The sequence below is a fragment of the Caulobacter sp. FW305-C-30-S16 genome (assembly GCF_058783025.1).
Genome location: NZ_JBYSYH010000002.1, coordinates 519,458 through 541,739, shown reverse-complemented (window position 1 = coordinate 541,739; position 22,282 = coordinate 519,458). Strand labels below are relative to the sequence as shown.

General features: G+C 69.8%; 21 protein-coding genes. 9 read left to right on the top strand and 12 right to left on the bottom strand.

Annotation, left to right across the window (positions count from 1 at the left end):
- The first annotated feature begins 27 nt into the window (after window positions 1-27).
- Window positions 28-468 (top strand): DUF2147 domain-containing protein, encoded by a 441-nt coding sequence (locus AC3WJT_RS09600; RefSeq protein ID WP_492342886.1) that lies wholly within the window; start codon window positions 28-30, stop codon window positions 466-468.
- Here the strand turns inward: AC3WJT_RS09600 and AC3WJT_RS09595 are convergent.
- Entirely contained in the window at window positions 465-1,019 is a 555-nt protein-coding gene (locus AC3WJT_RS09595) for a gamma-glutamylcyclotransferase (protein ID WP_492342885.1), read from the bottom strand. The two genes, AC3WJT_RS09600 and AC3WJT_RS09595, sit on opposite strands and share 4 nt — an antisense overlap.
- 28 nt (window positions 1,020-1,047) lie before the next feature.
- On the opposite strand from AC3WJT_RS09595, the gene AC3WJT_RS09590 reads away from it, so the two are divergent.
- From AC3WJT_RS09590 to AC3WJT_RS09575, 4 genes are all read left to right on the top strand, one after another.
- Window positions 1,048-1,998 carry a DUF2125 domain-containing protein gene (locus tag AC3WJT_RS09590; RefSeq protein WP_492342884.1) on the top strand — a complete coding sequence of 317 codons (951 nt, stop codon included), beginning with the start codon at window positions 1,048-1,050 and terminating at the stop codon, window positions 1,996-1,998.
- A 94-nt stretch (window positions 1,999-2,092) separates the two neighbouring features.
- On the top strand, window positions 2,093-2,893 hold the full coding sequence (locus AC3WJT_RS09585; protein ID WP_492342883.1) for a chorismate mutase: 801 nt from the start codon (window positions 2,093-2,095) through the stop codon (window positions 2,891-2,893).
- Window positions 2,894-2,938: 45 nt separating this feature from the next.
- Window positions 2,939-4,063, top strand: coding sequence for a histidinol-phosphate transaminase (gene hisC / locus AC3WJT_RS09580; protein WP_492342882.1), 1,125 nt, complete (start codon window positions 2,939-2,941; stop codon window positions 4,061-4,063).
- A gap of 127 nt (window positions 4,064-4,190) precedes the next feature.
- Window positions 4,191-5,123, top strand: a complete 933-nt coding sequence (locus AC3WJT_RS09575; RefSeq protein WP_492342881.1) for a prephenate/arogenate dehydrogenase family protein — start codon at window positions 4,191-4,193, stop codon at window positions 5,121-5,123.
- On the opposite strand, the gene AC3WJT_RS09570 is transcribed toward AC3WJT_RS09575, so the two are convergent.
- Together AC3WJT_RS09570 and AC3WJT_RS09565 are read right to left on the bottom strand one after the other, a co-directional pair.
- Window positions 5,120-5,662, bottom strand: a complete 543-nt coding sequence (locus AC3WJT_RS09570; protein ID WP_492342880.1) for an SRPBCC family protein — start codon at window positions 5,660-5,662, stop codon at window positions 5,120-5,122. The genes AC3WJT_RS09575 and AC3WJT_RS09570 overlap by 4 nt on opposite strands.
- A 100-nt stretch (window positions 5,663-5,762) precedes the next feature.
- On the bottom strand, window positions 5,763-6,338 hold the full coding sequence (locus AC3WJT_RS09565) for an SRPBCC family protein (protein WP_492342879.1): 576 nt from the start codon (window positions 6,336-6,338) through the stop codon (window positions 5,763-5,765).
- A 181-nt stretch (window positions 6,339-6,519) separates the two neighbouring features.
- Between AC3WJT_RS09565 and AC3WJT_RS09560 the strand changes: the two genes are divergently transcribed.
- Window positions 6,520-7,335: an acyl-CoA thioesterase gene (locus tag AC3WJT_RS09560; RefSeq protein WP_492342878.1), complete on the top strand. Its 816-nt coding sequence runs from the start codon at window positions 6,520-6,522 to the stop codon at window positions 7,333-7,335.
- A 10-nt stretch (window positions 7,336-7,345) separates the two neighbouring features.
- Here the strand turns inward: AC3WJT_RS09560 and AC3WJT_RS09555 are convergent, their stop codons facing one another.
- The 3 genes from AC3WJT_RS09555 to AC3WJT_RS09545 all read right to left on the bottom strand — a co-directional run bounded on the left by AC3WJT_RS09555 (window position 7,346) and on the right by AC3WJT_RS09545 (window position 10,172).
- Window positions 7,346-7,597, bottom strand: coding sequence for a hypothetical protein (locus AC3WJT_RS09555; protein ID WP_492342877.1), 252 nt, complete (start codon window positions 7,595-7,597; stop codon window positions 7,346-7,348).
- 500 nt (window positions 7,598-8,097) lie between these two features.
- The gene (locus AC3WJT_RS09550; RefSeq protein ID WP_492342876.1) at window positions 8,098-8,742 is read right to left on the bottom strand and encodes a response regulator transcription factor; all 645 of its coding nucleotides are present in this window, start codon (window positions 8,740-8,742) and stop codon (window positions 8,098-8,100) included.
- A 20-nt stretch (window positions 8,743-8,762) separates the two neighbouring features.
- Complete coding sequence (locus AC3WJT_RS09545; RefSeq protein WP_492342875.1) at window positions 8,763-10,172, bottom strand: DUF4118 domain-containing protein; 1,410 nt, start codon at window positions 10,170-10,172, stop codon at window positions 8,763-8,765.
- A gap of 169 nt (window positions 10,173-10,341) precedes the next feature.
- On the opposite strand from AC3WJT_RS09545, the gene AC3WJT_RS09540 reads away from it, so the two are divergent.
- Window positions 10,342-12,264 (top strand): potassium transporter Kup, encoded by a 1,923-nt coding sequence (locus AC3WJT_RS09540; RefSeq protein ID WP_492342874.1) that lies wholly within the window; start codon window positions 10,342-10,344, stop codon window positions 12,262-12,264.
- A gap of 221 nt (window positions 12,265-12,485) precedes the next feature.
- On the opposite strand, the gene AC3WJT_RS09535 is transcribed toward AC3WJT_RS09540, so the two are convergent.
- The 3 genes from AC3WJT_RS09535 to AC3WJT_RS09525 form a co-directional block, all read right to left on the bottom strand.
- On the bottom strand, window positions 12,486-15,284 hold the full coding sequence (locus AC3WJT_RS09535) for an ATP-dependent DNA helicase (protein ID WP_492342873.1): 2,799 nt from the start codon (window positions 15,282-15,284) through the stop codon (window positions 12,486-12,488).
- A 40-nt stretch (window positions 15,285-15,324) separates the two neighbouring features.
- Window positions 15,325-16,014, bottom strand: a complete 690-nt coding sequence (locus AC3WJT_RS09530) for a tetratricopeptide repeat protein (RefSeq protein ID WP_492342872.1) — start codon at window positions 16,012-16,014, stop codon at window positions 15,325-15,327.
- Between the two features lie 69 nt (window positions 16,015-16,083).
- The gene (locus AC3WJT_RS09525) at window positions 16,084-16,776 is read right to left on the bottom strand and encodes a tetratricopeptide repeat protein (RefSeq protein ID WP_492342871.1); all 693 of its coding nucleotides are present in this window, start codon (window positions 16,774-16,776) and stop codon (window positions 16,084-16,086) included.
- 140 nt (window positions 16,777-16,916) lie between these two features.
- Between AC3WJT_RS09525 and AC3WJT_RS09520 the strand changes: the two genes are divergently transcribed.
- Together AC3WJT_RS09520 and pdeM are read left to right on the top strand one after the other, a co-directional pair.
- Window positions 16,917-19,355 (top strand): ligase-associated DNA damage response DEXH box helicase, encoded by a 2,439-nt coding sequence (locus AC3WJT_RS09520; RefSeq protein WP_492342870.1) that lies wholly within the window; start codon window positions 16,917-16,919, stop codon window positions 19,353-19,355.
- A complete protein-coding gene (gene pdeM, locus AC3WJT_RS09515) occupies window positions 19,352-20,077 on the top strand; it encodes a ligase-associated DNA damage response endonuclease PdeM (RefSeq protein WP_492342869.1) in 726 nt (241 codons plus the stop codon). Before AC3WJT_RS09520 ends, pdeM begins: the two co-directional genes overlap by 4 nt.
- Before the next feature lie 21 nt (window positions 20,078-20,098).
- Here pdeM and AC3WJT_RS09510 read toward each other — a convergent pair whose 3' ends face one another.
- The 3 genes from AC3WJT_RS09510 to AC3WJT_RS09500 are packed head-to-tail and all read right to left on the bottom strand — an operon-like array spanning window position 20,099 to window position 22,250.
- Entirely contained in the window at window positions 20,099-20,560 is a 462-nt protein-coding gene (locus tag AC3WJT_RS09510; protein ID WP_492342868.1) for a DUF3429 domain-containing protein, read from the bottom strand.
- A gap of 5 nt (window positions 20,561-20,565) precedes the next feature.
- Complete coding sequence (locus AC3WJT_RS09505) at window positions 20,566-21,330, bottom strand: TIGR02186 family protein (RefSeq protein ID WP_492342867.1); 765 nt, start codon at window positions 21,328-21,330, stop codon at window positions 20,566-20,568.
- Window positions 21,330-22,250 (bottom strand): sulfite exporter TauE/SafE family protein, encoded by a 921-nt coding sequence (locus AC3WJT_RS09500; RefSeq protein ID WP_492342866.1) that lies wholly within the window; start codon window positions 22,248-22,250, stop codon window positions 21,330-21,332. The genes AC3WJT_RS09505 and AC3WJT_RS09500 overlap by 1 nt, the downstream gene beginning before the upstream one ends.
- Window positions 22,251-22,282: the final 32 nt, after the last annotated feature.

Sequence of the window (22,282 nt, the reverse complement as noted above, 5' to 3'; positions counted from 1 at the left end):
AAACCGCTGACCGACCGGAGATTCTACATGACCCTGCCCCGGCCCCTCCTCGCCCTCGCCGCCGCCCTGACGCTGGCCGCTGGCGCCGCCCCGACCCATGCCGCCGGAGAGGCAAGCCCGATCGGCGTCTGGAAGACTCCCGACGACAACGGCCAGATCGAGATCTTCCAGTGCGGCGCAAAGCTGTGCGGCCGGATCGTCACCTCGGCACAGATCCGCGCCAATCCCGGCCTGAAGGACAGCGCCAACAAGGACCCGGCGCTGCGCAACCGGCCGCTCAAGGGCCTGGTGCTGATGACCGGCTTCAGCGGCGGCCCGTCGCGCTGGACCGGCGGCGCGATCTATCGGCCGCAGGACGGCGGCACCTATCAGGGAACCATCGACCTGGTCGACGCCGGCACCCTGAAGCTCAAGGGCTGCGTCGTCGCCCCCCTCTGCCAGACCCAGACCTGGAAGCGGGCGAGCTAGAGTCCGCCTGACGCGGCCTCCATCGCCTCGACCCTCTCCAGTAGCTGCTCCATGCAGCGGTCGTGGACGCCTTCCTCGCGCAGGTGGGTGACCAGGTCGCGGAGGTAGTCGATGTTGCGGCCGGAGAGGCCGGTCGCGCCGTCGATCAGTTCGGCCTGGCGTTCGAGGGTCAGGTCTCCCGCCCACTGGGCATGGGTCGGATCGGAGAGGAACACCAGCGCGCTGGCGGGGGCCGCGCCGTCGATACGCACCGCGCGCCACGCCTCGACGTAGGTCTCGGTCGGCTGCTCACGTTCCAGCAGATAGGCGAAGGTCTCCTGCCAGTCGGCGGCGGCCACCCGGTAGGCCACGCCGCGCGTCGAGCCGCCGGGCGCGAGGCCCAGCACCAGCCCCGGTCGCTTCGGCGTCCCCCGATGATGCACCGAATATATGCAGAAGGCCCTTCGCCGCCCGTGGAGGGTTGCACGCCGCCGGTCTATGAACGGGAACCCGGGACGCCACATGAGCGATCCATATCCGAACACCCAGCGGTCCTGACCCGCGCCGTCCATTCGACTATCCTGCAAAGCGCCCTCGCCCATGACCCTGCCCGATAGCCCGCCCGCCCGAAAGTCCCGCCGGCTGGGACTTTTTCTGCCGTGGGCCATGGCTTTGCTGCTGGTGGTCGGCTGGAGTCTGGCCTGGGTGACTCTGCGCAGCCAGGCCGTGGCGCGGATGGACGCGGCGGCCGCACAGCTGCGGGCGCAGGGCTACCCCGTCGCCTGGGAGTCGCGGACCGTCACCGGCTATCCGTTCCGGCTGGATGTGACCCTGACCGGCGCCCGTATCGCCGAGCCGTCCGGCTGGGCCATCGCCATGCCGCTCCTGAAGACCGAAGCCTGGATCTACCGGCTCGACCACTGGGTGCTGGTTGCGCCAGAGGGCGTGACCCTGACCCGCCCCGAAGGCGGGCCGGTCAGTGTGCGGGCGCGCGCCCTGCGCGCCAGCCTTGCCGGGATCAATGCAAAGCCGCCGCGCCTGTCGGTGGAAGGCGTCGACCTGGCCTTCGACACCGCACCCGGCGCGCCGGACTATATGATCCGGTCGGCGAAGCGGCTGGAGCTGCATCTGCGACCGGGCCCGGAGGATCAGGGCGGCGTGCTGTTCAAGGTCGAGGGCGCAAAGCTGAGACTGCAGGGTCTGCCGGCGCGCGTCGCCCAGGACCGGCCGGTGTCCATGAGCTGGGACCTGGTGCTGTCGAAGATGAGCGCCTTCAAGGGCTCCAACTGGCCGAACGCGGTGCGCAGCTGGCGCGACGGCGGCGGCGTGCTGTCCGTACGCGGGGCCGAGCTGCGTGGCGGCGACGCCCTGCTGACCGGTCAGGGCGGGCCGCTTCGGGTCGGGCTGGATGGCCGGCTGAGCGGAACGCTGGACGCCACGCTCAAGGATGCTGACGGGAGCGAGCAGGGTTTCGGCGGGCCGGTGGACCTGAAGGACGGCCGGGCGCGGTTCGGGCCGCTCGATCTGGGTCCGGCGCCGCGGGTGTTCTAGGCGCCGGGCGCGGGAATTTTCTTCCCCGGCGCGACGGGTATTGCCCCCTTCGCCGCAATGCCATAGGTCCGCTAGCTCGCTTCGGGGAAGATTTATGGGCGACGACGCCCCCACGCCTCCGCTGACTCTGGACGCCATCCGCGCCCGGCTCGACGTCCTGGACGCCGAGATGCTGGCGCTCGTCGGCGAGCGGGCGGCGCTGGCCAAGGCCGTGGCGAAGGCCAAGGCGGCGGCCGGGGACGGCGGCAAGTTCGGTCTGCGCCCCGTCCGCGAAGCCCAGATCATGCGACGGCTGCTGGCGGCCCGCGACCCGGCGGCCAGCCCGGCGCTGGTGGTCCGCATCTGGCGCGAACTGATCGGCGACAGCCTGAGCCAGCAGGGGCCGTTCCACCTGTCGGTCTGGGGCGGCAAGCTCGAGGCTCGCGCCGTCGAACTCGCACGGCTGCGGTTCGGCGCGGCGCCGAAACTGTCCATGGCCGGCAAGCCCGAGGACGCGATCGCCGCGGCCAAGACGCCGGGCGGCGTCGGCGTGCTGGCCCTGACGCCGGACTCCGGCTGGTGGGGCCGGATGCTGGCCGAGCCGACGCTGAAGGTGTTCGCCACCCTGCCCTGCCTGACGGTCTGGGGCCCGACGGCCGCCCTGGCGATCGCCCAGGTCGAGGTTGGCCCGTCCGGCGCCGACCAGACCCTGTGGGTCACCGACGCCCCCGATATCGGCAAGACCATCGAGGCCCTGAGCCGCGACGGCGTCGCTGGCGGTCCGCTGGCGCAGCACGGCGGCCTGACCCTCTATGCGCTGGCGGGCTATTATCAGCACGATGACGCCAGGCTGGCCCGCGCGCCGGGGCGGCTGCATGGCGTCATCGGCGCAGCTCCCGAACCCTTCGACCTTTAGCCGGTCCTCCTGTATGAGGCCGGTTCCTGAACTGGACCTCCTCAGATGACCCCGCTGCCGACCGACCGCTTCAAAGCCGACCGCCCCACGCCCAAGCCGGGCATCCTCGACATCGTGGCCTACAAGCCCGGCAAGGCGACCGCCGAGGGGATCGCGCATCCGATCAAGCTGTCGGCCAACGAGAACATTCTCGGTTCCTCGCCCAAGGCCCAGGCGGCCTACGCCGAGGCCGCCGGCAAGCTGAACCTGTACCCCGATCCCCGCACCACCATCCTGCGCGAGGGCATCGCCGCGCAGTACGGCCTGGAGCCGGAGCGGCTGCTGTTCGGCTGCGGCTCGGACGAGGTGTTCCAGCTGCTCTGCCAGACCTACCTCGAGCCGGGCGACAATATGGTCCAGCCCGAGCACGGCTTCGCCGCCTGGGCCATCGGCGCCCGCGCCTGCGGCGCGGAGATCCGCAACGCGCCGGAGAAGGATCTGCACGTCGACGTCGACGCCCTGCTGGCCCAGGTCGATGAGCGCACCCGGCTGGTGTTCGTCGCCAACCCGGCCAACCCGACCGGCACCTGGATCCCGTTCAGCGAGATCCGCCGCCTGCACGAGGCCCTGCCGCCGTCGGTGGTGCTGGTGCTGGACGGGGCCTATGCCGAGTTCCAGACCGGCGAGGGCGAGCGCGAGGACTTCGAACTGGCCCGGCACGAGCGCAACATCGCCGTCACCCGGACCTTCTCCAAGATCTACGGCCTGGCCGCCCTGCGCGTGGGCTGGGCCTATCTGCCGGCCGAGATGACCGCCGCCATCGACCGCATCCGCCTGCCGTTCAACGTCAACATCCCGGCTCAGCTGGCCGCCGTCGCGGCGCTGGGCGACGAGGACTTCAGGCAGCGGTCGATCGACCTGGTCGAGACCTGGCGGCCCTGGCTGACCCAGCAACTGTCGGGGCTCGGCCTCGACATCGCGCCCTCGGCGGCGAACTTCGTGCTGGCCGGGTTCCCGACCACCCCGGGCAAGACGGCCGTGGAGGCCGAGGCCTTCCTCGCCGCGAAGGGCTATCTGACGCGCGGAGTGAGCAACTACGGCCTGCCGAACCACCTGCGCATCACCATCGGCCTGGAAGAGCACAACCGCGCCGTCGTCGACGCCCTCGCCGCGTTCATGGGGAGGGCATGACCATGATTGCGTGGTTCGAGACGCTCGCTCAAGGCTGGCTCCTCACCATGACGACGGTGGGTGGCGTGCACGAAATTCGTCATCCTGAGGAGCGATCCCTCAGGATCGCGTCTCGAAGGACCCGCTGATGCCCGGCCAGCTGTTTGATCAACTGACCATCGTCGGCTGCGGCCTGATCGGCTCGTCGATCGCCCGTGTGGCCCGCGAGAAGGGCGTCGTCGGCAGGATCGTCGTCGCCGATCCGTCCGACCATGTGCGTGAACGCGTAGCGGCCCTCGGCCTGGCCGACGCTGTCACCGCCGACATCGGCGCGGCGGTGGAAGCCGCCGACCTGGTGATCTTCGCCACGCCCGTGCTGGCCATCGGCGAGGCCATGGCCTCCGCCGCGGGTCACCTGAAGCCCGGCGCGATCGTCAGCGACGTCGGGTCGGTGAAGGGCAGCGTCGCCGAGGCGCTCGCCAGCCACGCTCCGGCCGGCGTGCATGTGATCCCCGGCCACCCGATCGCCGGCACCGAGTATTCCGGCCCCGACGCCGGCTTCGCCGAACTGTTCGACGGCCGCTGGACCATCCTGACCCCGCTGCCCAGCGAGGACGCGGCCTATGCCGAGGCGGTGGCGAAGCTGTCGGCCTTCTGGCGCGGCATCGGCGCCCAGGTCGAGGTGATGGACGCCGCGCACCATGACCTGGTGCTGGCCATCACCAGCCACCTGCCCCACCTGATCGCCTACAACATCGTCGGCACCGCCTCGGACCTCGAAGGGGTCACCGAGGGCGAGGTGATGAAGTACTCAGCCGGCGGCTTCCGCGACTTCACCCGCATCGCCGCCAGCGACCCGACCATGTGGCGCGACATCTTCGTCGCCAACAAGGATGCGGTGCTGGAGGTGCTGGGCCGGTTCACCGAGGACCTGCAGGCGCTGAGCCGGGCGATCCGCTGGGGCGAGGCCGACAAGCTGCACGACCTGTTCACCCGCACCCGCGCCATCCGCCGGGGCGTCATCGCGCTCGGCCAGGAAAGCGCCGAACCGAACTTCGGCCGGGATCGCGGGAAGCACTAACCCTCTGTCGACAGCCGCTTCAGCGCCTCGAGCACGCGTGGCGTATCGCGGCGAAGGCCGGCGCGGATGAGCATCGGCGGCGCGAAGATCGTGGCGGCCATCCGGGTCTGGTACGTCACGCGCGTGGTCCGGCCCTCGTCGCGCGGCGAGAGCGTCCACTCTCCCTCGAGCGTCTTCACGTTGCCGTCGATCTTGCGGAAGCGGATGCGGCGGCCGGCGTCGTAGTCCGACCGAAAGATGTAGCGGAAGCCCGGCCAGAGGGGTCCGCTGCGCGTGACATGCTCACGGATGTCCCAGCCCGCGCCGGTGCGCACGACGCGGCACTGGATCAGGCTCTTGATCATTACCCGCGTGGCCTTGCAGTCGGTCATCGCGGCCCAGACCCGTTCGGCCGGGGCCGGGATATCGATGGCGGCGTTGATCAGCGCGGCCTCGCCGTCCGGATCGAGCGTGACAGTGACCCAGGGCTGTTCTGCGGCAAGGGCGGACGTGGTGAGGGCGGCGGCGGCCAGGGCGGCGCAGGCGTACAGACGGATCATGGGTCCTCCGGCCGGTCGCGCCCGCCATCGGTCAGGGACGGGCGATCCTTGCTGGAGCGTCGCTAGTCTGCGTTTGCGACAGGCGCGCGACTCCTTCGTGTCAGTCGCCCGACACGATGCGGCGCAGGTTTTCCAGCACCTTCGGCGTGTCCTTGCGCAGGCCGGCGCGGATCAGGGCCGGCGGCGCGAAGATGCGGACCGAAAGCCGGTTCTCGTAGGTCACGCGCGTGGCCCGGCCTCCGTTCAGCGCGATCAGGCCCCAGGCGCCCTCCATGGTGCGCAGGTCTCCCTCGACCCGATGGAACCGGATGCGACGGTACGGCTCGTAGTCCGAGCGGAAGACGTTGCGGATCGAGGGGATCAGCGGCCCGCCCCGTGTCACATGCTCGCGCACATCCCAGCCCGGCCCCTGCGACAGGATCTGGCAGCGAGTGACGTTGGCGACCATTCGCGCGGCGTTGCGGCAGTCGATCATCGCCGTCCAGACCTTCTGCGGCGGCGCGGGAATGTCGATCGCCGCGTGAATGATCGCCGCCTCGCTCGCGGGGTCGACGGTGACCGACACCCAGGGCTTGCCGGTCGCCACGGTCGCCACCGCCTCGGCCGTGGGCGACCAGGCGGACGCCGCCGTGGCCGCGCCGAGCAGCATCAGGATCGTCAGTACAGCCGTGCGCATGACCACCTCGCCTTCAGCCCCTCTCCCGACAAGGCAGCTAGGGCGGCGGGCGACGGCGTCCAGTGTGGTCGCCGGGGGATTCCCGCCGGCCTTGCGCATCCTTTTTAAAAACTATCCTTGCCTGACCCGGCGTCGCCTGTAGGGAATGGGCGTTATCCGCATCGACGCAGACTGAAACGCCATGACCACGCTCCATCCCCTCGACGAGGCCACCACCCTGACGCCTGCCGGCGAGCGGCGGGCGACGGGTCGGACCCATCCGGCCTATGCCAACATGGCCGGGCCGTTCGGCGGGGCGACGGCGGCGACGCTGCTGCGGGCGGTGCTGGAGGATCCGGCCTGTATCGGCGACCCGATCGCCCTGACGGTCAACTTCACCGGCGCGATCGCCGACGGCGAATTCGAGGTCAGCTGGATCGAGAAGCGCACGGGCCGCACGGTGCAGCACTGGACCGTCGACCTGGTGCAGAACGGAAAGGTCGCCGCCACGGCCTCGGTGGTCTGCGCCCTGCGCACCGAGACCTGGGAGCACCGGCCCGGCGTCATGCCCGCCGCGCCCCCGGCGGCCGAGGTCGCGCCGGTTGATCTGGGCGGGAGGCTCGGCTGGCTGCAGCGCTACGTCTTCCGCTTTGTCGAGGGCGCACCGCAGTTCGGCGCCCCGCCCGAGGCGGGTCTGGGCAACGCCCGCACGGTCTGCTGGCTGAGCGACCTGCCGGAGCGGACGCTCGACTTCCTGTCGCTGGCCGCCCTCAGCGACGCCTTCATCGTCCGCATCATCCAGGTGCGCGGCGTGCGCGGGCCGATGGGCACCATCACCCTGACGACCTACTTCCACACCGACGCCGAGACGCTGGCCGCCAACGGGGCGCAGCCGATCCTCGGCGTCGCGGACTCCAGGGTCTTCAACCGCGGTTTCGCCGACCAGGAAGCCAGCCTGTGGTCGCAGGACGGCGTGCTGCTGGCGACCAGCGTGCAGGCGTCGTTCTATCGGGACTAGCGAGGACGGCTTACCGCCGCTGGGTCAGCGCCGCCAACACCAGCGCCGGGTCGCGGTCGATGACCCGCAGATAGGCCTCGAGCGCAGGATCGGGATCGACCTCGCCGCGCTCGATCCAGCCGAGGCGCTCGGGATCGATGCGAAAGGTGGCGGCGAACGCCTGCTGCGACAGCCCGACATGCCAGCGGACCTGCCGTGCGAGCGTGGAGGCGGGAAGCCGGCCCGGCTGGAAGGATCGGGGTTCCCCGGGGATATCACTCATCACGCGCGCCTCCGTTACGCCACTCAAGCCCCGCCGCAACGCCTCTAGCGGACAGGCGTTGCAGGAATAAGACGGCGGGGAGTCCGGACGGGGGTGACTTGTGGATGATCGGAGATCGCCCCGTCCTTTCTCGCCTCTGCAAGGATGAACGGGGGAGAGAAGGACCTGATGACACTCGCCCCAAAGCCTTGATGGAATGGGAGCGCGAGCGGTCGCCCTGGTCAAGGACGACCTCTTCGGGGTCACCGCTGCGCGGCCGCGAAGCGGTCCTTGAGCAAGACGCCCGCTCGCGCACTGCTCCGCCAAGGCAGAAGGGCGGGTTGTGCCGGAGCTCGGAAGCGGAATTGCTGAAGGTCCGCTACGGGTGGTGAGCGGACTTTGCGGCGGTCGCCGCCAGATGGCTGCGGCGCGCAGGGAGCGGTCAATCCCTCGGCCCCCGCAATTGGATCTACCAACTCTCGGGTTTGACACGTCAGCCGGGGCGAAATTCTGCGTCGCGCTCAGGCCAACAAGCGGTAGCCAACGCCTGGAACGGACTGGACGGTTTCATACCCAAGCTTCTGGCGTAGCTGACCGACATAAACCCTGAGGTACTGTATGTCGGCCGTTTCGCTGCCCCAGACGGCACGGAGCAAGTCGGCGTGCCGCACTGGCTGATCTAGCCTGAGGGCGAGTTCGCTGAGGAGGTCGTATTCCTTAGGCGACAGCGACACCGCCCTGCCGGCCCGCACGACCTCCCGCCTTCCCATGTCGATGACCAGCTCCCCAGCCGTAATGACAGGCGGAGCGCCGCGCACCTGAACGCCGTGCCGCAGTGCGGCCCTTAGTCTCGCCAGCAGTTCGTCAACGCCGAACGGCTTGCTCACGTAGTCGTCGGCGCCAAGATCCAGGGCCTCGACCTTTGCAGCTTCCGCGTCGCGCGCTGAAAGCACGACGATTGGGGTCGTCCCCTCTGCCCGCAGCGCACGGATCACCGACAGGCCATCCTGGTCAGGCAAACCCAGGTCCAGCAGCACGACGTCAGGCGAATAGTGCTTGAACCAGCGGAGGCCCTCCGCAGCCGTGTTCGCCGGTACGGGGCGATAGCCGGCTGCCTTCAGAGTCGCTGTCAGCGCGCCGTTCAGATGGGCGTCGTCTTCGATCACCAGTATGGTCGCCGGATCACTCAAGCGAGTGGCGCCGTAAGTCGGACGATCGCGCCGCCGCTGTCACGATCGCACGCTGTCACATCACCCTGCATCGCCCGCAAGAAGGCGCGGGCCAGCGCCAGTCCGAGGCCCGTGCCCGGGGGGCGTCCGTCTCCGGCCTGACCCCGGGCGAACTTTTCGAAGAGCGGTTCGGCATCGCCGCCGAAGCCCGGCCCGTGGTCGGCCACTTCGACCCAGCCCAGCCCGTCCGAGGCGCCGACCGCCACTACGATCTCGCTGCCGCCAGCGTACTTCATTGCGTTGCCGAGCACGTTGGACAGGGCAGTCTCGAACAGGGTCGGATCGACCCGCAGCACGACTCCTGACGCCGCGGCGTTGGTCGCCGTCACGCCGCTCCGAAGAAGCGCCGCCTGAACCAAGTCGGCGGCGTCGCAGGCTTCCAGCCGCACGCTGACCGCGCCGGCCTCGATGCGGTTCATGTCCAGCAGGTTGTCGACCATGCCCGACAGGCGCGACGCCTCGACCGCGGCGCCGGCGAGCAGATCACTGCGGGCCTGCGCCTCATGGTCGAACCGTGTGAGGCTCTCCAGCGTGAACAGAATCGTCGACAGCGGCGTCTTCAGGTCATGGCTGACGGCGGCCAAGAGATCGGTCTTCAGCCGTTCTTCCGCGACCGCGACCTCTCCGGCCAGCGCCTTAGCGGCATAGGCCTCGCGGTCGAGCGCCACGGCGAGGTACCCCAGCACCGTCTCGACCAGTTTTTCGGGCTCGGCGGGGCGACCGGCCTCATCCCCGGAGATTGTCACGCCAACGACGGCGTGACGCCGTAACGGGGTCTTTAGCGGCCAGAAGTCAAAGCTCGCCTCGCCCACCGGGTAGGCTCCGCCTCGTGTCGCCAGACCTGAAGCCATGGCGAGTCGGGCTGCGTCCAGGTCAGCGTCGCTCAGGGACGATCCATCGGACGTGCTCACCTGCAACGCATCGCCATCCGCAAGCAGCACACAGGCCGGCGCCCTGAATATCTTCGCCAGAGCTTCAGTGGCGCGGGCAGCCAGGGCCCGGGAATCGCGCTCGGCGATCAGCTCGCGAGCCAGCTCCCGCACGGCCGCCGCCCGCTCGGCGGCCTCGAGGGCTTCAAGCGTCCTGCGTCGGGCCTGCGCGGTCACCGTGCTCACCGCGAGCGCCACCATCAGCAGAAGGACGAGGGCCAGAACGTTCGAGGCTTCGGCGACCCTCAAGGTGAAGCGCGGCTCGATGAGGTAGAAGTTGCAGGCCAGCACGCCCAGCACTGCTGCGCTCAGGGCGGACGCCGCCCCGTAGCGGATGGCGCAGACCACGACCGGCAACACGAACAGCAGCGACAGGTTCGGCACGCTTGCGACCCGCTCGATGCCCAGGGCCGCCACTGTTGCGAGCGCGACGGACAAGACAGCGGCGGCATGGCTCAGGAGTGGGTTCGGCCGAATGGATAGCATGGTCCTAGGATCGCCCTGCGGGGCTCCAGCGCAAGCGCCAACCCGCACTCTGCCCTACAACCACATGGGATCTTTATGTGCGCCCACGCGACAAGCCGGCCCTGTTCAGACTGGGTGCTGCATGTCCGCGACCAACAACTCCGCGACCAACGACGACGAGGCGCCGGTTCAGGCGCCGAACCTAAAGCGCTTCCTGGCGCTCGCTCTCGGCTCCGCCGGCGTCGTCTACGGCGACATCGGGACCAGCCCGCTCTACGCCTTCAAGGAGTCCATCTCGCACCTGCGCGGACCTGCCGGCGCGCTCGCTGGCGCTGACATCATCGGCGTTGTCTCGCTGATGTTCTGGGCCCTGATGGTTATCGTCACCGTCAAGTACGTCTTCATACTCATGCGGTTCGACAACCGCGGCGAAGGCGGCACGCTGTCCCTCATGGCCCTCGTCCAGCGGGCCGGCGGGCGAGGTGCAGGTCTTGTCCTCATGATCGGCATGCTGGGAGCGGGCCTCTTCCTCGGCGACGCCATGCTGACGCCGGCCATTTCGGTGCTCTCAGCGGTCGAGGGCCTGGGGGTGATCCACGGACTGGAGGGCCGGATCGAGCCGTTCATCGTCCCGATTTCACTTGCCATCATCGTCGGGCTCTTCGCCGTGCAACGACGCGGTACCGGGGGCGTGGGCCGATGGTTCGGCCCCGTCTGCGTCATCTGGTTCCTCGTGATTGCGGTCCTCGGCGCCCGCGCCATCGTGGACGCTCCTCAAGTCCTCTCCGCCTTCAATCCCCTTCAGGGCCTGGCGGTCCTTCAGCGCCACCCTGGTCTCGCCGCCATCATCATGGGTTCGGTCTTCCTGACCGTCACCGGCGCAGAGGCGCTCTACGCCGACATGGGCCATTTCGGCCGGAAGCCGATCAACCTTGTGTGGCTCAGCCTGGTCTTCCCCTGCCTGACGCTGAATTACCTGGGCCAGGGCGCGCTTGTTCTGGGGCATGCCGAAGCCGCGGAGAGCCCCTTCTTCCTGCTGGCGCCGGACTGGTTCCAGCTGCCCCTCGTGGGGCTCGCCACGGCCGCAACTGTCATCGCCAGCCAGGCGGTGATCTCGGGCGCCTTCTCGCTCACCCAGCAGGCTGTCCAGCTGGGGCTCCTGCCACGCCTGACCCTCAAGCCCACCTCCGAGCATCACGCGGGCCAGATCTATGCGCCGCAGATCAACTGGATCCTGCTGCTGGGCGTCGTCGCCCTGGTGCTGGGCTTCGGTTCGTCAAGCGCACTGGCCAACGCGTATGGCGTCTCGGTGGTCGGAGCGATGATTACCTCATCGATCCTGGCCGTCGTCGCCATCCACCGGCTCAGGAAGCGCTCGATCCTTGTGTCGCTGCTCGTCTTTTCGCCGTTCCTGGTCATCGAGGCGAGCTTCCTCGTCGCCAATCTGATGAAGGTGGCGCATGGCGGCTACGTGCCGCTGCTTCTTGCGGCGGCCATTATCTTCGTGATGTGGACATGGACCCGGGGACGGGCCCGTCTGGCGCAGGCCGAGCAGAGCGACCTGGACGTCGCGGACGTGGCCCGGATGCTCAAGGACCGGCCTCCAATGCGCGCCAGGGGCACGGCGATCTTCCTCGCAGCCGAGCCGGGTAAGGTCCCCAACTCTCTCATGCACAACCTCAAGCACAATCAGGTGCTTCACGAGCGCGTTGTGTTGCTGACGGTCAGGACCGTGAAACGCCCTCGCGTCCCCGAAGCCGAGCGGGTGGATGTGACCGACCTCGCACCCGGCTTCATCGGCCTGACGCTGACGTTCGGCTACATGGAGACGCCGGACATCATGGCAGGGCTGGCCCTGGCCCGCGCCAGGGGTCTGAAGTTCGACATCATGAGCACGTCCTTCTTCGTCAGCCGCCGCAGCCTGGTCCTACGTCCCCGCTCTGGACTGGCCCAGGTTCAGGACCGCCTGTTCGCGTATCTCCTTCGCAACGCGGAACGCGCCGCCGACTACTTCCGGGTCCCGCCGTCGAGGGTCGTGGAGCTTGGCGCTCAAGTGTCCATCTAGCGTGTCAGACGGGATTGGGGGCGCTTGGCTGATCCTTGGCGGACGTCGGCTCAAGCGCCAACTGGGGACTTTCCGAACGTCAGCCAGAGTCAGATGCAACCGTCAGCCTGTGGCGTCGCCAACTTCCGCATTGGGTCGGAATCGGAAATGGGCGCCGCGCCGCACAGCGGCCCCTCGATGAGCGATTTCCGCGCGGACATTTTGCGGGCCTTTGCCGAGCCCTACTCCGTCTTCAAAAATTCAGTCGTCGCCTCGATCACCTCGACCAGGCCCATGCGCTGGATCTCCACCCCTTCCGGCAGGCTGCTGAACAGCCGGGTGGGCGCCGCGGCGTCCAGCATAACGAACACCCCCTTGTCGTCGGCCCTGCGGATCAGGCGGCCGAATGCCTGGGCGATGCGGGCTCTCGCGAGGCCGTCGTCGTAGCCCTTGCCGCCGAAGCGCACGCGACGGGCCTTGTGCAGGATGTCGGGGCGCGGCCAGGGCACGCGGTCGAATACCAAGAGGCGTAGAGAGCGGCCCGGCACGTCGATGCCGTCGCGCACCGCGTCAGTGCCCAGCAGGCAGGCGTTCTCCTCGGCGCGGAAGATGTCGACCAGGGCGCCGGCCTCCAGCGGATCGACGTGCTGGGCGTAGAGGGCCAGGCCCTTGTCGGCCAGCGGCGCGGCGATGCGCTCGTGCACGGCCTTGAGCCGGCGGATGGCGGTGAACAGGCCAAGGCCCCCGCCCCCGGCGGCGAGGAACAACTCGCGCATGGCGGCCGACACCTGGCGCGGATCATCCTTGCCGACATCGGTGACCACGAAGGCCCGGCTGTTGGCGGCGTAGTCGAACGGCGAGGCCAGGCGCAGCGTCTGGGGCCGGTCCGGCAGGCGGGCGGCGCCGGTGCGCATCTCAGCCAGGGCGAACGGGTCGTCGAGCGTCGAGTCGGCAAGCGTGGCGCTGGTGACCAGGATGCCGTGCGCCGGGGCGATGACAGCGGCGGTCAGCGGCTCGGTCGGATCGACCCAGTGGCGGCGGCAGGCGGCGTCGACCACCCGGCCATAGAGGAAGGTGGCGTCGAACCAGTCGACGAAGTCGGGGTCGTCCTCGGCGTCCTCCTCGATGGCCTTGAGCATCGAGCGCCAGGCCGGAAGGGTCATGCGGGCGCGCCGGTCGAGACCGCGCAGGGCCCCTTCGATGCGCGCGCGGTCGCTGGTCTGGAGCTCGTCGGACTCCTGGTCGAGCACGTCTTCCAGGTGCCTGGCCAGGGCCAGCAGCGGCGCCTCGACGGCGGCGAGCGCCCGGGCGGCCTCGGCGGCGGTCTGGCGGACGAGATCGGTGGCGGGGCGGGCCGCGCACTCCATGCCCTGGTCGCTCTGGGAGGCGCGGGCGCGCATCTGCTCCATCGCTGCGACAAGGAAGGCCTCGACCGGTCCCTGCGGGTTCACGCCGCCGTCGGGCGGGGCGATGCGGCCGGACCAGCCCTCGCCGGGCAGCGCGCCAGCGGCGCGGATCGCGTCCTGTAGCGCATGGCGCGCGTCCTCGCGGTCGCCGACGATCTCCAGCAGCCGCTGCTCCAGCCCTCGCCCGCGACGGCCCCGCCCCTCGGGTCCGCGGATCCAGCGGCGCATCTCGGCCGACTCCGCGCCGCTGAGCGCCGTGGAGAAGGCGCTGTCGGCGGCGTCGAACAGGTGGTGGCCCTCGTCGAAGACGATGCGGCGCAGGGTGGTGGTCTCATTGTCGCCCTTCAGCCCCCGCGCCGAGCGGGCGCCGTCGAAGGCCGCCTGGGTCATCACCAGGGCGTGGTTTGCGATGACCAGGTCGGCGCGCTTGCTGCCCCGCACCGCCTTCTCGACGAAGCAGGCGCGGTAGTGGACGCAGCCGGCGTGGACGCATTCGCCGCGTCGGTCGACCAGATTGCCGGCGCTGGCCGCCTGGGCGAGGCCGACCGCGAACAGGGTCGGCAGCCAGGCGGGGAAGTCGCCGCCGGTCATGTCACCGTCGCGGCTGGCGCGCACCCAGCGGGCGGTGAGGCCCAGTCCGATCAGGTCGCCGTTGCCCAGCTGCGCCGCTTGAACAGCTTCGTGAAAATTAAGCAAACACAGGTAGTTCTCGCGACCTTTTCGCACGACTGCCTTGCGGGCGCGAACCTCGGGATCGGGATAGATGGCCGCGCTCTCGCGCTCGATCTGCCGCTGCAGGGCGCGGGTGTAGGTCGAGATCCAGACGGACGGTCCATTGGTCTCGGCCCAGACAGAAGCCGGGGCCAGATAGCCGAGCGTCTTGCCGACGCCGGTGCCCGCCTCAGCCAGCATCATGCGCGGCTCGCCCTCCCGCTCGCGCGGCTGAAAGGCCCAGGCCGTCTCGGCGGCGTAGACCTTCTGCAGCGTGCGGACTTCGTCGAGACCGGCGCGCTGCAGCAGGTCGGTCAGCCGTTGTTCGGCGTCCTCCGGCGCGATGGCGCGCCTGCCGGGCTCTCCCGGCGGGGCCTGGTCTTCCCACTCCGGAATGCGGCTCCAGACCTCCAGACCCGAGCCGCGATGGGGCCGCGCGATCGGGCCGCCGGCGCGCAGGGCGGCGATACAGGCCACGCCCCAGGCCCAGCCGGCGCGTTCCAGCGTCTCGGCCAGCGCCAGCGCCTCCTCGCGGGAGGGCCACGGCCGGGCGGCCAGTTCGGCCAGCAGCAGGCCGCAGATCTCGCGCAGCGCCGTCGCCTGGGCCGGGGCGCCCTTCGGCTCCTCCAGACCCAGCGCCTGGGCCAGGCCCGCCGCCGAGGGGGCGGTGAACTTCGCCGGCCGGACGAAGGCGAACAGCTCCAGGGCGTCGAAGATCGCGCGTGACCGGGGCGGCGTGTTCATCCCCAGCCGCCGGGCCGTCATGCCGGCGTGGGCCAGCAGCACCGGCCCATGCTCGATCAGCTCCCGCGCATAGGGCGGCCGCAGGTCTTTCGCCCCTGCCCCGTCCGCCACAGCCGCCCGCGCGCCCGGCAGGACGACGAGGGCGGGAGCCAGTTCAAGGGCGGGAGTCGGCGCGTTCACCCACCCGGTCTAGCGGGATTTGAACAAAAACGGAACGGGCCTAGGTCGCCGTCAGGCTGGTCGCGTCCCTTGCCGGAGCGATCGGCATGGCGCCCTCCCCGACGCGGTCGAGACCGGCCTGGGCGTCCGCGCGTTCTTCGGCGTCGTCGGATTTGGCGGCCTTCCGGTACCAGCGGGCGGCCTCCTCGAAGTCCAGCCGCACGCCCTCGGCGCGCTCATACATGCTGCCCAGATAGAGGGCCGCCGTCGGGTCGCCGCCCTGGGCCGACAGCAGGTACCATTTGACCGCCTCGGCGTCGTCGATCGGGACGCCCTGGCCCATGTCATAGGCGACGCCGACATTGAGCATGGCGATGATGTCGCCCTCGGCGGCGGCCTTGCGGAACCAGGTCAGGGCGGCGGTGTAGTTCCGGGGAACGCCGTGCCCGCGCGAATAGGCGCAGCCGACCTCGTTCATCGCCTCGGGCTTGCCGCGCGCGGCGGCCTTTTTGAACCAGGTGAAGGCGACCTTCAGGTCCTTGGGCGCGCCGTCGCCGTCGCGATAGACCATGCCCAGTTCGTACATTGCATCGACGTCGCCGCGGCTGGCGATGCGCCTGAGTTCGGCGACATCGGCGGCGCTGGCCGCCGCGCCGGCGCGATCGTCCAGCCGTCCGCCCTCCGCCGCGAGGAGCGGCGTCGCCCCGAGCGTCATCGCCAGCGCCGCCAGTACGATCCACCGTGTCCGCATCGAAACCCCCTCGATCCCCGGCCCCAGTGGAACAAGAGGTTTCCCGACGCGTCAAGGCGGGGCGCGGGGTCAGGTCTCGGTCGGCTTGAGCCCCGGCAGGGCGCGCAGCCGCGCCAGGCCGGCCTTTGCCCGCTTGCTGAGCTCGGCGTTGTCGCTGTTGACCAACAGGCCGTACCAGTAGGCGGCGGCTCCGCGATCGCGCTCGACGCCCTCGCCGTCCTCGTACATCTGGCCCATCGCCGCCATGGCCTGCTCGTATCCGCCCTCGGCGGACTTGCGGTACCATTTGACCGCCTCGACATCGTTGATCGGAACGCCAAGGCCCAGGTCGTAGACGTAGCCGACGTTGTACATGCCGATCAAATTGCCGAGGTCCGCGGCCTTGCGGAACCAGCGCAGCGCCTGGACGTAGTCGAGCGGAACGCCGGTTCCGTTGCAGTACAGGTTGCCGAGGTTGTTCATTGCGTCGCGGTTCCCCAGCTTCGCGGCGCGCTGATACCACATCACGCTCTTGGCGAGGTCCCGGGCGATCCCCTCGCCGGTCTCGTAGGCCAGGCCCAGGCTGTACATGGAGCTGGCGTTGCCGACGGCGGCCCGGCCCTGCATCGCCGCGACGTCCGCGGCGGTCCAGGTGTCGTCGGCGGCCGCCGCTGGCGACGGCGCGGGTGGCGCGACCGGCGGCGTGTTGGCCGCGGCCAGGACCGGTCCGGCGAGCACGACGGCCTGAATCGCCAGCGCGACTATTCTCGATGGAAAACGCATGAAGTCCCCGCCCTGATTGCAGCCGGCATTTGCGCCGATGGCCAGCCCGGGTGTCAAGGACGACGCCCTGAAACAGACCGGGAACATTGACGCCGGGCCGCCGGGGTGTTGGGTTGCAGACAATGACCTCCCTGCCCGCGATGACGTCACCGCTCCTGCCGTCCCGGTTCGCCGACTGGTTCGCCTCCCGTGGCTGGGCGGCGCGCGAGCATCAGCTGGCGATGATCGAGAAAGGCCGGCAGGGCCGCGACGCGCTGCTGATCGCCCCGACCGGCGGCGGCAAGACGCTGGCCGGCTTCCTGCCCAGCCTGATCGAGCTCAGCGAGCGGCCGGCGCCCAACGGTCCGCGCGGGATCCACACGCTGTACCTGTCGCCGCTGAAGGCGCTGGCTGTCGACGTCGAGCGCAACCTGCTGGCGCCCATCAACGAGATGGGGCTGAACATCGTCGCTGAGTCCCGCACCGGCGACACCGGCGTCTCGCGCAAGCAGCGGCAGAAGCTGAAGCCGCCGGACATGCTGCTGACGACACCCGAACAGCTGGCGCTGCTGCTGGCCTGGGAGGGCGCGCAGGGGCTGTTCGAGGACCTCAGCTGCGTGATCATCGACGAGATCCACACCCTCTGGCCGTCCAAGCGCGGCGATCTGCTGGCGCTGGGGCTGTCGCGGCTGCAGGCGCTGGCGCCGAAGATGCGGCGGGTCGGGCTGTCGGCGACGGTCGACGATCCGGAGATCATCCTCGACTGGCTGGGCGCCCGGCCCGGCGCGGTCGAGCTGGTGCGGGGACCGCCCGGCCCCCCTCCCGTCGTCGATGTGCTTATTTCCGAGGGGCGCGTCCCCTGGGCCGGTCATACGGCGCAGCACGCGATGGGCGACGTCTACGAGATCATCAAGCAGCACCGCACCACGCTGATCTTCGTCAACACGCGGTTCCAGGCCGAGTACGCGTTTCAGGAACTGTGGAAGCTCAACGACGACAGCCTGCCGATCGCCCTGCACCACGGCAGCCTGGCGGCCGAGCAGCGTCGCAAGGTGGAGGCGGCCATGGCGCGCGGCGAGCTGAAGGCCGTGGTCTGCACCTCGACGCTCGATCTGGGCATCGACTGGGGCGACGTGGACCTGGTGATCCAGCTGGCCGCGCCGAAGGGGGCCGCGCGGATGGTCCAGCGGATCGGCCGGGCCAACCACCGGCTGGACGAGCCGTCAAAGGCGCTGTTCGTGCCGGCCAACCGGTTCGAGGTGCTGGAATGCCAGGCGGCGATCGAGGCTATCGCGGAAAACTCGCTGGATGGCGAAGCGGCGCGCACCGGGGCGCTCGACGTGCTGGCCCAGCACGTCATGGGCTGCGCCTGTTCGGAGCCGTTCGACCTGCTGACCCTCTACGACGAGGTGCGCGGCGCAGGCCCCTATCGTGATCTGTCCTGGGAAGACTTCGAGGCGGTGATAGAGTTCGTCTCGACGGGCGGCTATGCGCTGAAGACCTATGACCGCTTTCGCCGGATCGTGAAGAACCAGGACGGGCTGTGGACCGCCCGCGACGCGGACACGGTCCGCCGCCACCGGATGAACGTCGGGGCGATCATCGCGCCGGCGATGCTGAGCGTGCGGATGGCGGCGCGCGGCGGACGGCCCGGACGCAAACTCGGCGAGATGGAGGAAGGCTTTCTGGAGATGCTGTCGCCGGGCGACACCTTCATCTTCGGCGGGCAGGTCTGGCGGCTGCAGGCGGTCACCGGCGTCGACGTGCTGGTCACGCCCGCCCCGCACGTGGACCCGAAGATGCCCAGCTGGGGCAGCAGCAAGTTCGCCATCTCGACCTTCCTGGCCGGCAAGGTGCGGCGGATGATGTCGAACGAGGCAGAGTGGCATGTCTTTCCCGACGAGGTCCGCGAGTGGCTGGAGGCGCAGCGGCTGCATTCCGCCCTGCCCCGCCCCGACCAGATGCTGGTCGAGACGTTTCCGGAGGGAAAGCGCCACTTTCTGACCTGCTATCCGTTCGACGGGCGCCACGCGCACACGACTCTGGCCATGCTGCTGACCCGCCGGCTGGACCGGCTCGGGATCGGACCGCTGGGGTTTGTCTGCAATGACTATTCAATGGCCATCTGGTCGCTGCGGCCGATGGACAAGATCGACCTCGACGCCCTGTTCGAGGAGGACATGCTGGGCGACGATCTCGAGGCCTGGCTGGACGAGAGCTTCCTGATGAAGCGCGCCTTCAAGGGCTGCGCGCTGATCTCCGGCCTGATCGAGCGGCGGATGCCCGGGCTGGAGAAGTCCGGGCGGCAGGTGACCTTCTCGACGGACCTGATCTACGACGTGCTGCGCCGGCATCAGCGGGACCATCTGCTGCTGCGCTGCGCCCGCTCCGACGCGGCGACCAATCTGGTGGAGATCGAGCGGGTCGGGCAGATGCTTCGCCGCATCAGGGGTCACATCCGGCATATGGCGCTGGATCGCGTCTCGCCGTTCGCCGTGCCGATGTTCATGGAGCTGGGCCGCGAGCGCGCGCCGGGCGGGGCCAGCGAAATGATGCTGGCCGAGGCCGCCGAGGCGCTGATCGCGGAGGCGATGGGATGAACGCGCCGGCTACCTTCGCGCCCGCCTTCGCCGCCTCGCCCTGTGGCGGTCTGGCGCTGGCCATCAACGGCGAGGCGACCGTGCTGCGGGCGTCAGGCGCGATGTGGCTGCCCGATCACCGCGCCCTTATCGTCGCCGACCTGCATTTCGAGAAGGGCTCGGCCTATGCGCGGCGCGGCCAGCTGCTGCCGCCCTATGACACGCGCGAGACGCTGGACCGGCTGGAGCGGGAGGTGGCGGCGACCGCGCCGGCGGTGCTGATCTTCCTCGGCGACAGCTTCCACGACGGTGCGGCGGAGGACCGGCTGGCCCGGGATGACGCGGCGCGGCTGGCGGCGCTGGCGGACGGGCGGCGGCTGGTCTGGGTGGTCGGCAACCATGACGCGGACGGCCCGCGCGCCCTGCCCGGCGAGATCATCGACGAGATGACGCTGGGCGGGCTGCTCCTGCGTCACGAGCCCGGAGCGGGGCATCAGCCGGGCGAGGCCTCCGGCCATCTGCATCCGGCCGCGAAGATCGCCGGACGCGGCGGGCGGGTGCGGCGGCGCTGTTTCCTGACCGACGGCGGCCGGGTGATCCTGCCGGCGTTCGGGTCCTATGCGGGCGGGCTGAATGTGAAGGACGTGGCGTTTGCGGGGATGTTCGCCGCCCGGCCGCTGGCGGCCCTGCTGGGCGCTGACAAGGTGCACGCCATCGGTTGGGCGTCGCTGGTGGGGGATTGAGCGGACCGCAACTGTCCCCAGTCACATGCTCAGCGCCTGCTCCAGCGCGAAGGCCAGGGCGATGGCGGCGCCGGCGGTGATCAGGGTGCGGTAGCGGGGGCGCCAGGCGGGGCCTTCGATGTCGCGGACGTCCCAGAGCCAGACCAGCAGGAAGGCCAGCAGGAAGCCCGAGACCTCCCAGACCGCATCGAACCGGCGCGACAGCGCACCGTAGAGCAGGCCGAAGCCGGCGATGGGGGTCAGCAGCGAGAGCGACATGCTCCACCAGCGCGGCGGGTGATCGCTGGCCAGTTCCAGGCCGGCGCGGATGCCGCCGAGATAGGCCAGGATCGCGGTCGACCAGGCGCCGAGGGCCAGCAGGGCCACGTCGTTGAGCTGCGGCGGGCCGTAACAGTAGATGGCCGAGGTTATGTAGAACGGCGCCAGGCTCAAGATCCCGAGCGTCCAGGCTGACGCGGGGACCCGCGTGCTCGACTGCCTCATCCCCCTCAACTCCTGCGAAACGCCCGCGAGGCCGCCCAGCCCGCGCCCAGTGCGATGAGCGCCGAAAGCAGACCATACGACCACGGACGCTGATGCGCGAAGAGGTAAACCGCACGCTCCAGACCGACCTTCTCGACCTTGAGCGGCAGGGTGCGGTCCGAGACCGGCTTGCCGTCCTGGAACAGGATCACCCGCGCCGTGTACTGACCGATCGGCGCCTGGGCCGGCAGGTCGACGCGGGCGAGGAACAGGCCCTTGTCGACAAAGGTCACGCCGTCGGCGTCGGCGCTGTAGAGGCCGGCCGCCTGCTTCAGCCGCACCACCGCCCCGCGCCAGCGGTAATAGTCATCGCCAAGCGAACTGACGACCATGTCGCGCACGCCGTAGCGCGTCTCGATCCGGCGTTCGGCCGGCGCGGCGATGGCCAGATGGTCGAGCCCCAGGCCCAGCTTCCGCAGTTGGCCGAAGCGGGTGATGTCCTGCAGCGGCCGGGTCGAGGCGGCGCGATAGAAGCCGGGCGCGCCTTCGAACACCACCGGGCGGCTGTTCAGCCAGAAACCACTGACCCGCACCTTGCGCGCGATGCGCACCGGCTGGGTCGGACCGCGCACCACCACGACCACATCGCTGGGTCGTCCCGAGGGGTCGAACACAGCCCCGTAGACCGAGATCTTCGCGCCCGTGAAGCCGGAAGTGACGCGGACGTCCGTCTCGGTCAGGGTTGCGGAGACCGAGGCCGGCGGCGCGGCGGGGGGAAGATCGACCACCATCAGCCCGCCGCCGCCACAAGCACGAACGCGTCGTCCGGCTGGATGAACAGGCCCAGGCCCATGCGCAGACCGACCAGCAGGACGATCAGCGCCAGCAGCGCCCGCAGCTCCTCGGCCCGGAACCGCGCAGAGGCCTTGGCCCCGAGCTGGGCGCCCAGCACCCCGCCGATGAGCAGCAGGGTCGCCAGCACGACGTCGACCGTCTGGTTGCGGCCCGCCTGCAGAATGCAGGTCAGGCTGGCGGTGATGACGATCTGGAAAAGGCTGGTGCCGACCACCACGCTGGCGGGCATGCGCAGCAGATAGATCATCGCCGGCACGAGGATGAAGCCGCCGCCGACGCCCATGATCGCTGACAGGATGCCGACGAACAGGCCGAGCAGGATCGGAGGAATGACGCTGATGTAGAGGCGCGACTTGGGAAAGCGCATCTTCCACGGCAGGGCGTAGAGCAGGATCGGCCGCCGGTCGCGACGCGGCGGCGGGCCCTCGCCGCGGCGCCGACGCACGATCGTTCCGAGCGACTCCCAGAGCATCAGCGCGCCGATAACGCCGAGAAACAGCAGGTAGGACACCGACACGACAAGGTCAGCCTGGCCCAGCAGGCGCAGGAGGCGGAACACCTCGACCCCGATGACCGCGCCGACGATGCCGCCCGCCGCGAGCACGCCGCCCATCCGGAAGTCGACCATCCGGCGACGGCTGTAGGCCGTGACGCTGGAGAAGGACGAGGCGGCCACGTGGTTGGACAGGCTGGCCACGGCCACGGCAGGCGGAATGCCCATGAAGACCAGCACCGGCGTCATCAGGAACCCGCCGCCGATGCCGAACAGGCCGGAGATGAAGCCGACAACCGCACCGAGCGCGATCAACAACGGCGCGTTGACCGACATCTCTGCGATGGGAAGGTAAAGGTCCACGCCCTGACTATGCGCTTGCGCCGGTCGGATAG